The organism is Rhizorhabdus sp. P4_G5, assembly GCF_056401065.1.
The window spans coordinates 1-10,686 of sequence record NZ_JBFUKB010000013.1 but is presented as its reverse complement, the minus strand read 5'-3'; the positions used below and the strand labels follow the sequence as shown (position 1 = coordinate 10,686).

At 59.5% G+C, this 10,686-nt stretch carries 10 protein-coding genes; all 10 read left to right on the top strand.

The window, feature by feature from the left end:
* The first annotated feature begins 215 nt into the window (after positions 1–215).
* Positions 216–989, top strand: a complete 774-nt coding sequence (locus AC1DQK_RS18160) for an SDR family NAD(P)-dependent oxidoreductase (RefSeq protein ID WP_477873113.1) — start codon at positions 216–218, stop codon at positions 987–989.
* 160 nt (positions 990–1,149) lie between these two features.
* On the top strand, positions 1,150–2,028 hold the full coding sequence (locus AC1DQK_RS18155; protein WP_477873111.1) for a helix-turn-helix transcriptional regulator: 879 nt from the start codon (positions 1,150–1,152) through the stop codon (positions 2,026–2,028).
* A 343-nt stretch (positions 2,029–2,371) separates the two neighbouring features.
* Positions 2,372–3,298, top strand: a complete 927-nt coding sequence (locus AC1DQK_RS18150) for a cupin domain-containing protein (RefSeq protein ID WP_477873109.1) — start codon at positions 2,372–2,374, stop codon at positions 3,296–3,298.
* Positions 3,299–3,320: 22 nt separating this feature from the next.
* Entirely contained in the window at positions 3,321–3,698 is a 378-nt protein-coding gene (locus tag AC1DQK_RS18145; protein WP_477873107.1) for a hypothetical protein, read from the top strand.
* 21 nt (positions 3,699–3,719) lie between these two features.
* Positions 3,720–4,517: a transketolase gene (locus AC1DQK_RS18140; protein ID WP_477873105.1), complete on the top strand. Its 798-nt coding sequence runs from the start codon at positions 3,720–3,722 to the stop codon at positions 4,515–4,517.
* A gap of 57 nt (positions 4,518–4,574) precedes the next feature.
* Entirely contained in the window at positions 4,575–6,830 is a 2,256-nt protein-coding gene (locus AC1DQK_RS18135) for a molybdopterin-containing oxidoreductase family protein (protein WP_477873103.1), read from the top strand.
* Positions 6,831–6,846: 16 nt separating this feature from the next.
* A complete protein-coding gene (locus AC1DQK_RS18130; RefSeq protein WP_477873101.1) occupies positions 6,847–7,611 on the top strand; it encodes a cytochrome b/b6 domain-containing protein in 765 nt (254 codons plus the stop codon).
* A gap of 1 nt (position 7,612) precedes the next feature.
* Positions 7,613–8,383: a molybdopterin-dependent oxidoreductase gene (locus AC1DQK_RS18125; RefSeq protein WP_477873099.1), complete on the top strand. Its 771-nt coding sequence runs from the start codon at positions 7,613–7,615 to the stop codon at positions 8,381–8,383.
* 222 nt (positions 8,384–8,605) lie between these two features.
* Entirely contained in the window at positions 8,606–9,538 is a 933-nt protein-coding gene (locus AC1DQK_RS18120) for an N-acyl homoserine lactonase family protein (RefSeq protein ID WP_477873097.1), read from the top strand.
* A gap of 606 nt (positions 9,539–10,144) precedes the next feature.
* Positions 10,145–10,686 (top strand): TonB-dependent receptor plug domain-containing protein (locus AC1DQK_RS18115; RefSeq protein ID WP_477873095.1); only part of this gene is annotated, 542 nt, incomplete at its 3' end.

The following is a 10,686-nucleotide window of genomic DNA, read 5'->3' as shown; positions in this document are numbered from 1 at the left end:
ACAGCACGGCTCACAAGCGCGGATTGCTGTTTCGAACCGGACATCCTTTAGCGCGATGTGGACCGATCGATGCAAATGCATGGAGATGCCTTATGGAGCATAAGCACATGAAGCATGCCCATGATCACCCGCCTTCGACCGACGTCGATGCGACGGTCGATATGGAAAGACATGCGCGCCGGCGGCGATGCGCGACACCATATTGAGGGGATGTGATGGGCCTGACGAGAACGATGAACGGCAAGGTTGTCGTCGTGACCGGCGCAACGCTCGGTATCGGTAGGGCAACGGCCCTGATGCTGGCCGAGGAGCGGGCCGACATCGTCCTGATCGCGCGCAACGCCGAGCGGTTGCACGCGCTCCGCGACGAGATAGGCGCGATGGACGTTTCCGTGGAAGCCTGTTCGGTTGATGTCACCGATGCGGAGGCGCTCGACGCGGCGATTACCCGCGTCGCCGAAAGCAAAGGGCGGCTGGACGGCCTGGTCAACAATGCGTCCTCCTATACCTATGGCCCCGTAGCAGACGCCAGCAACGAGCAATGGCGGGAAGCCTTTCGAGGAGGGGCCGAGGCCGTATTTGTGGGGACGCGCGCAGCGATGCGGATCATGGCGCGGCAGGGCAGCGGATCGATCGTCAACATCTCCTCCACCAACGGACTAAGGGCCATGCCGGGAATGGCGACGTATTCAGCCAGCAAGGCGGCGATCATCCATTTGAGCGCGGTCGCAGCCATGGAGGGCGCGCCGTCGGGCGTCAGGGTCAACGCGATCGCCCCGGGGCTGGTCGAGACGCCCCATGCCGCCGAATTCTTCGATACCGATCCGGCGCTGAAGCTTTCGGCCGAAAGCAAGATCCCGATGCTGCGCGCCGCGCGCGCCGAGGAGATCGCCGCGCCGATCCTGTTTCTCCTGTCGGATGCGGCTGCTTACGTCACGGGCACATGCCTGAACGTCGATGGAGGCAAAGCGGTGCAGCTTTTCGCATGATTTGCCGAACGGACCCCGTCTTTACAGATGTTCTAACCTGGCGCATCGTTCATCTGAGAAAACAAAATCGTAAATCTGGTTGGAGAGTCGTCATGCCTTCGGTCCGATATATGCTTCATCGCGACTTCGTTAGGCGCAGCCCTATTGCGGGACGCTGACGATGGAATGCGCGGATTTCAAGACAGAGGCGAAGCAGTGCTTCGGCGGCGGCGAACTAGAGATACGCAACTATACTTGGGCCGAGCCGGTCGAGCATGTCTATTGCGATCCCTATCCCACCATGGCGCTCATGATCAAGCCGCCTCCCACTCCTTCGAAGATCCGAATCAAGAGGGGGCAGCAATATAGCGATGAATTGACGGCTGGCGGCATCGTCTTCCGTCCGGCCAATCTCACGCTTCACTGCATGAACCCGGGCGGCAGTTTCCGTATTCTCGCGTGCCAGTTCGATCTCGAAGAGGTTTTCCGTCGGATAGGAGAAGAATTCCGCGAACTGGCAGAGGCCCCGCCGGATGTCGACATCCACAATGGCCGTATAGCCAGTGCCCTGCATCGGGTGCTGATTGAGATAAAGGCCCCGAGTTTTGGATCGAACGTCCTCGTGGAAGCGCTGATGACAACGGTTCTCGTCGAACTGATGCGCTTCGATCGCGTGACACATGAGCAAGGTAGCGTGCTCGCGTCATGGCAACTCCGACGCATCGACGAAATGCTCCACGACTACAATGGCCTCCCTACGGTCACGATGATCGCCGACGAACTGGGCATGTCCGGCCGCCACCTTAACCGGCTGTTTTCAGCGGCGACGGGCGTTACCCTCTCGCGCCATATCGCGCGAAATCAGTTCAACTCAGCATGTGCGCTGCTTGGCTCGACGGAAATGCCGCTCAAGCAAATCGCGTATAAGGTAGGTTTTTCGTCGCACAGCAGCTTTTCCGCCGCCTTCGTACGGGAGGCCGGTATGAGCCCAAGCGAGTTCCGTCGAGCACAGAGAGGTATCTCATCCATTCCCGGCCGCGACGCGGTTTGCCATCATTGACGGCCCACGTCCGACCTTGCCCGCGTAGCGCAGTCGCCCATCCTCATCGACGCCAAGGATAAGCGCGGAACGCGCACTCTTGTCCGAAGGGGTCCACCTCGATTGAAGTAGCGCAAGGGACCGGCAGGCGCCGCTTCCCTGGCTGCCTACTTCGCGACAGCTTTCTCGAAGCCACGGCGGCCGCGGGGCCGACCTCGACTGGGCCGCGCTGGACTTCGTCGCCCGCCGGGCCCGACGGGCCTTTCGTCCAATAATCAAGTTGGTTATCCTAACGGCCTTCGACTTGGCATGCTTAGGTCAAGTAGCAAGGTCAATTCCTGCAACTCCGCAATGGGAGGAAATGGTGAGCGATCTCTCGACATCGACCGTCTTGGGCGACACTGGGGAATATTTCCTGGCTCGCCAGGAAAGCCATCGCGGCGGCGTCTTTCCCGTCCATGCGCACGATCATTTCGAAGCGCTGCTGATCCTGTCGGGCCGCCGGGTGCAGCATCATGGCAGTCTGGAGATCGAAGCCAATTCCGGCAGCCTGATCTTTACCCCGCCAGGGTTGCGCCATGGCGCAACCATCGTCGGGCACACCGCCAGCCTCTCCGTCCAGTTCAACCTGAAATTCCTGCATCCCGAATTGCCGGCAGATGCCCAGCGCCTGTGGTCGCACCCGAGCACGCTGAGCGCAGCGCCCGAACTTCTTCCCTTCTTGGGGCAGAAGCAGATGCGCTACGAATGCGATCCCTGCCTGACGGAGAAGCTCCAGAGGATCTGGACCTCGCTGATCGAACGCAACGGCTCGCAAAGCCTGGGCTCGGAGCAATATGCGCGCGCGCAGCTGTCCATCCTGCTGCTGGAGGTGTTGGAAGCATTTGAGAGCGAGATCATCGAGGTGGTCGAGATGGAGCAGCATGAGGGCGCTTCGGACAAGATTGACGAATTGCGCCAGTTCATCGAGGCCAATCTTGCCGAGCACCTGTCGATCCACGAAGCGGCCCGTCACCTCGCAATCTCTACAAGCTGCCTGGCAGCCCGCATCAAGCGGGTGACCGGGCAGACATTCGGCGAGCTTCTGCTCAAGGCGCGGCTGCAGCATGCGCGCGAGCTGTTGATCTATACCGACAGGCGCGTCTCCCAGGTGGCGTTCGAATGCGGGTTCGAAGACCATGCCTATTTCTCTCGGCGGTTCCGGCAGGATCTGGGCGTGTCGCCGCTCGAATTTCGGCGCCGGCAGCTAATGGAGATCGATTTGTCGGCGATCGGCGCCCAGCGTCATTGATTGGAGAGCGGGTGGAAGTGCCATGCCGATAGTCGATCTGTTCGCGAAGGTGCTCCTCGCAGGCATGTCCCTCTGGTCGGGGTCGATCAACAAGCCTGCCAATTTCGCTGCGATCACGGTCGTGCTGAAGGAAAAGGGAAGGGCGATGCCCGGCATCGCGCTCGCTTTGGCGATCCTGCTGGAAATCGGCGGAGCGGTCGTGATCATCCGGGCGGGCTTTCTGCCGCCCATGGTCATCCATATCGCAGCCGGCCTGCTCATCGCCCATTCGCTTCTGACAGCGGTCATGTTTCACAGTTTCCGGTGCCCGAAAGGGCCCGCGCGGGACCATGGCCTGGCCGGCTTCCCCAAGACCGTCGGTCTTCGCGGCGGCTTTCTGCCGGTCGCTATAGATGTTTGAATATTGCAAGGAGGATGGGGCATGACACAGCCCACCAACACCGAAGACCTCGCCCGGCGGATTCGCGTCAACGCCGTCAACATGGTCGATATCCAGGGCTTCGGCTATCTGGGCCAGGCGCTCGGCACGGCCGAGATCATGGCGGTGATCTTCGGCGAGAGATATTGGCGCCAGGGCGTGGACCGCTTCGTGCTGTCGCCGGGGCACTATGCCATCACCTTCTACGCCGTGGCGGCGGAGATCGGCCTTATCCCGCGCGAGGCGCTCGCGGACTATGGCAAGGACGAAGCGCTTCTGGAAGCGATCAGCACGGAGCGTACACCGGTTGTCGACATCACCTGCGGCTCGCTGGCCCAAGGGCTTTCGGGCGGCATCGGCCTGGCGCTTGCCCAGCGGTTCGCCGGCGACGGCGGGCGGACGATCGCGCTGATCAGCGACGGCGAGATGGAGGAAGGCCAGACCTGGGAAGCGGCGATGTTCGCCGCCCATCACAAGGTCGGCAACCTGATCGCGGTGATGGACGTCAACAATTCCCAGGTCGACGGTCCGGTCACCTTCGTCACGACGGTTGAACCGATCGCTGACAAATGGCGTGCCTTCGGCTGGAACGTCATCGAATGCGACGGTCATGACGTGGACGCGCTCCGGCAGGGCATGGATGATGCGCTGGCATCGGACCGGCCGACCGTGATTCTGGCGAAGACCGACATACTGGGCGGGCTCACATCCTTCCCGCCGACCGTCGATGGGCATTTCATCAAGCTCACCCCCGAATTGACCCGAGACGTCCTCGAAGAACTGTCCGCCGAGCCGGCATGACAGGGAACTAACGCTACTCTGGGCTATCTGATTGAAGCAGATCGCCGCTCTGATTTTTTGTTTATCGCGATTTTCCTGGCCAGCAATCTCGCCCGATCGCTTGGAAATCGCCCTGGGAGACTGACCGTGCGGACAGTGCCGTCCTTTTGCAGAACTTGTACAGCGGGCTGCGGCACAAAGCTGACAGTCGATGATCAGGAGCGGATCATCAGCATCCGCGGTGATCACGACAATGCGATGAGCAACGGTTATGCCTGTTTCAAAGGCTTGCAGAGCCACGAAGCGCAATACAGTCCTGATCGCCTGCTCCATCCTTTGAAGCGTCAGCCCGATGGGACATTCGAGCGCATCTCCATTGAGCAGGCGTTGGATGAGATTGCCGAGAAGATGCGGCATATCATGGACCGGGACGGACCCGAAGCGCTAGGCCTGTTCATCGGCAACGGAGCAAACTTCAACTCTGCCGCCTTCTCGATCCATACGCCATTCATGCAGGCCTTGGGGTCTCGGCACTTCTATACGACGAACACGATAGATCAGTCCGCGAAGATGGTGTCCTATGAGCGCATGGGATTCTGGGCGGCGGGCCAGCAGCGCGTCGATACCGCGGATGTCGTGATGGTGTTCGGGGGCAATCCCGTGCTCTCGCACGCCTCGCTCAATTTCTTGATGTCGGATCCGGTCCGCAAGATAAAAGCGGCGAAAGCCAGGGGGATGAAACTGATCGTCATCGATCCCCGGCTTTCGGAAACCGCTCGTTACGCGGATATCCATCTTCAGGCGATTCCGGGCCAGGACGCGGCAATCGCCGCAGGTCTTATTCGCATCATATTGGAGGAAGGATGGGAGGACCGCGAGTTCTGCGATCAGTTCGTCGGTCCGGAGAGAATGGCCGCGCTGCGCGAGGCGGTCTCCCCATTCGAACCTGACATGGTGACGCGCCGAGCCGGATTGAAGGAGGGCCAGCTGCGCGCGGCCGCCAAGATGTTCGCGCATGACTCGCGACGTGGACCGGCTACGACCGGCACCGGCAACAACTTTGGACCGCACTCGAATGTTGCGCAGCATCTGGTAGATTGCTTGAACGTCGTATGCGGTCGCTATCTTCGGGAGGGTGACCGCACGCTTGTCGAAATGCTCAGTCCGGAGAGGCCGATCTATCCCGAGGTGATCCCAGCGAGTCGCACGTGGGAAAAGCTCCCGCCGGGTCGCATCCGCGGGATGGGCACACTTCTCAACAGGGAGGAGATGACCGGTGCGCTTCCGGACGAGATCCTCACCCCGGGCAAGGGGCAAATCCGTGGGCTGCTGATCCAGGGTGGCAATCCGGTCATCGCGATTCCGGGTCAGAAGCGCATGGTTGAAGCGATGGAGGCGCTGGAATTGTCGGTGCTTATCGATCCGTTCATGACGCAGACTGCCCGATATTGCGACTATATATTACCCCCGACGATGCCCTATGAACGTGCGGATTTGCCGCTGACAATTCCCACCGTAGTCTTCACAGACATAAACTGGATACAATATACACCGCCGGTTGTTTCGCCCCCCGCCGGGTCTGAACTGATCGAGGACTGGCAGCTATATACGGGTCTTGCAAAAAGGCTCGGGTTGCAGATTCAATATAATCACACGACCTATCTGGATTTGGATACGGTTACCACCGACGATCTGCTCAGCATTCGCGCTGCGGATGGCCGCGTATCGCTGGACGAGATGAAAAAATATCCCAGCGGCCATTCATTCGAATTCCCGTCATCCTATGTGGCTCCCCCTCGACCGGAAGGCACGGCCAAGTTCGATGTGATGCCTGATGACGTGAGGGCCGAACTGGAAGAAGCTCTCCGATATGAGATCGCGCCTGGCAACATCGTCAGCCACGGCAAGAAATTCAGCTATCTGGTTAGCAGTCGTCGAATGCGGCATGTATTCAACAGCGTCGGCACGATCGGCATGCCGAGCATTCGTGCAAAATCGAAGTTTAATCCTGCCTTTATTCATCCCGACGACATGACTGCTCTGAGTTTAGAGAATGGCGATCATATTGAACTCGAATCTGATGTCGGCAGGATCACGGCGATCGCCGAGGCAGATGAGACGATGCGGCCTGGGGTGATATCCATCGCGCATGGCTGGGGTATGGTCCCGGGCGAGGAGATGGATGAAGATGGGGGCGTTTGCGTAGGAGCCCTCATGGCGGCCGATCAGGACTATCAGCACATAAACGCCATGCCGCGGATGACCGCTATTCCGGTGAATATCCGACCTCTGAATAGCAGGATGGCCAAGTATGAATTAGCGGAATCACATTGAGGCCTCAGGAGGTTGGATGACAGGGGCGAGCGAAGCCGAAGCGAATATCGGGTCGCGTGGCCACCGATTATGGGTGCGGCTGACACACTGGCTGATCGCCGGCGCGGTTCTCGTGCTGATCTATACCGGCGTCACCATTCTGATGGCGCATCCGCGGTTCTATTGGGGCAATGCCGGAAACGATCTCATCCAGCCCCTGTTCGAGGTTCCGCTCGGACCGAACTATCACAATATCAGCTTTGCTCCCGGAAGGCCGTTCTTCGCCTCGCCCGACAGCCCGGTGACCGCCAACCTGCTGGTGGAGCCATGGAATCAGAACTCCTGGGCGCGCAGCCTGCATTTCCTCGCCGCGTGGTGTTTTTTGGCCGGACTGCTCGCCTATCTGACCTTCGCCTTCGCCTCCGGCCACGCCCGCCGCGTCTTGTGGCCGCGCCGGGACGAACTTAGGCGTAAGAACGTGTGGCAGGACGTCCAGGCGCATCTACGTCTCCCCATGCCCGCCGCCGAGCCCGGTCCACCCTACGCCATCCTGCAGAAGCTCGCTTATACGCTGGTGGTGTTCCTCGCCCTGCCGCTGATGTTCCTAACCGGGATCTCCATGTCGCCCGCGATCACGGCGGATTATCCGATCTTGCTCGCCATTTTTGGCGGCGCGCAGTCGGCGCGCACGATCCACTTCTTCACCTTTACGTTCCTTGCGATCTTCCTGCTCATCCACATCGCGATGATCCTTCTAACCGGCCCGCTGCGGCAGTTGCGCGGGATGATTTTGGGGAACTGACATGACCGACAGGCCCCTCCAACTCTCGCGCCGCGCACTTATCGGAGGCCTCGCCTCCAGCGGTGGCCTGCTGCTCTCCGGCTGCAGCGATCAGCAGCCGCCGACCTATGGCAACATTCTGAGGATGGGAGACAATCTGACATACAACGCGCAGCGCCTCCTGCTCTCGCGCACCGCATTGGTGGCCGAATACGATCGCTCGCAGATTAGTTCGATGCCGGCGATCGGCACGATCGACCCTTCGCGGTCGGATGTGGGTCTCCACGATCCGCAAGGCGGTGAAGCCTACGCGGCGCTTCGGAAAGGCGATTTCGCCGACTGGCGGCTCAAAGTCGAGGGCAGCGTGAACAATCCGAAGAGTTTTTCACTTGCCGAACTTAAGCAAATGCAATCGCGCACCCAGATCACCAGGCACACATGCGAGCAAGGCTGGACCGCGATCGCAGAATGGACCGGCGTGCCGCTGCGTACGGTGCTCGCCGCGGCAGGTGTCCGCCCCTCTGGGCGCTTCGTCCAGTTCCATACTTTCGACCTGATGGCGGACGGGATCGACATGGTCGATGCGCTTCATCCGCAAACGATCCTCGCCTACGGGATGAACGGGCGCGAACTGCCCATCGGCCACGGCGCACCGCTGCGCCTGAGGGTCGAGCGGCAGATCGGCTACAAGAGCTTGAAATTCCTGCGACGGATAGTCGTCACCGATAAGTTCGACGACCTGGGTCGCGCGGGACCGATCCGGAACGGCTGGGCGTGGTACAATGGCATTTAACAGGGGTTCCTCACAGCCCAGATGCCGTAATGGGCCGGCGTCTCAAGATTCCAAAGCAGTTCAAGCGATCAAGCCGTCAATCCTAACAGCTGAGAGCCTCTCTACTCTAATGCTGTTTACCCGCGTGTCAGGTGCGGCTCGCCTTTGACGAAGCAAACTGTGCATTTTCTTTAATTTCCGGACGTGCGAAGTATTCTGTGACACACTACTAGGAGTTATGCCGTGGCCAACTCATCGATCATAGGACTCGGTACCAAGCTGGATACTGATTATTCTATTTGGCCCTTGGCATACTGCCAATCTGATATGCCTCTGGATTTCGTTGCCGGATCCGGTCTGTACAGCAATGCCGGGACTGTCCGTCTTCCCATGATCTACACGTTGGTTGTAGGTGGTGAAGTCGGCGGCAAGCAGCATGTTGCGTTGGTCGATTGCGGATTCCGCAACGATCATTGGTTGACGCGTTACGCATTTTCAAGCTGGGAGGAGCCAAGCGACGTTCTTGGGCGTGTTGGCTTCAAACCCGAAGATGTTGATGTGATCCTCGTGACACATATGCATTTCGACCATATTGGTAATTTCGAAGCCTTTCCGAACGCTAAATTATACATCCAGCTGGATGAATATCTTGGATGGTCTGATGCGGTTTGTGCCGCTCATCAGATGGAAACCGAGGAAGAAAAGGCATGGGTCTTTTCTTCTTTCGATCCGCAGGATCTGATCAGAGCCGCACAAGGCGTATCCGAAGGCCGCGTGAAATTCATTCGCGGTGATGAGGAAGTGCTGCCCGGCATAACGGCTCACCTGGCGAAGGAGAGTCACACCTTTGGGACGCAGTGGTTCGAAGTGCAGACGCGCAACGGTCCGTTCGCGGTGGTAGGCGACACGGTCTATTGGTACTCTAATATCGAGCGCATGTGGCCTCCTGGCTATAGCCAAGGCAATACGTTCAACCAGATTCGCGCATATCGCGAAATCCGCGAACTTTTGAAGAACAAGTTCGAACGCCTCGTTCCAGGTCATGATCCACAAATTTGGGATCGTCACTCGTCATGGACCGCGCCAAGCGGTAACCAGATCGCGGAGGTCAATCTGCGGCAAGGCGACACGTCGCGTCGCCCAAATGTCTCTGCTCAAAAAATCATTCACACATAGGCATCTGGAACAGCGGGTCAGGCGTTCGCTGTCGGAGCGCAGCCGGATCGTTCTGCGCTGCGCCGCCAGGTTGCACGCCAACTGCGACAGGCCTGCCTTTGCGAGCATACAGGCCCCATATATCGAAAGCGTCAGTGCCCGCTGCGGGATGGCCTGCTCAACGGTGAGATCTTCCATCGCCTTGAGGAGGTTCGTTGCATCACCGGCTGGTGACGCGCTCTTTCCGTCCGACTACGCCCACACAATAGCCTTGGTTACCAGTCGCGGTACCGGAAATGACCAGAAAGCGGATCAGCCGATCATCGATTAGGACCAATCATCGCAATCAGAACAAAGTAGTTCAAGCGATCAAGCCGTCCATCCTAACCGAAGCGACCGTTAAACCCTTATTCTTTTTCGCTGTCAGCCCAGCGTGGATCGGCGGCACCGCGATGGAAATGCGGGGTAAGCGCGAAGCGGATTTGGGCATTGGATTTGATGGGCACCGCGCACGCAACCAGTGAGCAGTTCCCATTCGCCTACCTGCGGGGTCGAGCCAAGCGCTGGCGCAGGGCGCTCATTGTGCAGGATGATTTGCTCTATAATTATCACTTAAGGGGAATGATAATGAGAAAAGATCTTGGAATGCGGTCGACCTTACTTTGCGCCGTTGCGGTTGGCGCGCTTGCCAGTCCCGCACTGGCGCAGGACGCGCCCGCCGCTGCTCCCATGCAGGGTCAAGCGGCCCAAGATCAGGCCGACGAAGGCGGCTCGGCATTGTCGGGCGACATCATCGTGACCGCGCAGCGTCGCGAGCAGAGCATCCAGAAGGTGGGCATCGCCATCACCGCCTATTCCGGCGACCAGTTGCGCGCGCTCAACGTGACCGATTCACGCGAACTGGCGGCGATCACGCCGGGCGTGCACCTCGGCGGCGCGCTCGCCGGCCAGAACAGCCAGTACACGATCCGCGGCGTCACCCAGAATGACATCAACGATATCGTCGAGGCGCCGAACGCGGTTTATCTGGACGACGGTTACATCGCGATCGGCCAGGGCCAGACTTTCGCCCTGTTCGATATCGACCGCGTCGAGGTGCTGAAGGGGCCGCAGGGCACGCTGTTCGGCCGCAACGCGACCGGTGGCCTGGTCCGCTACATCACGCGCAA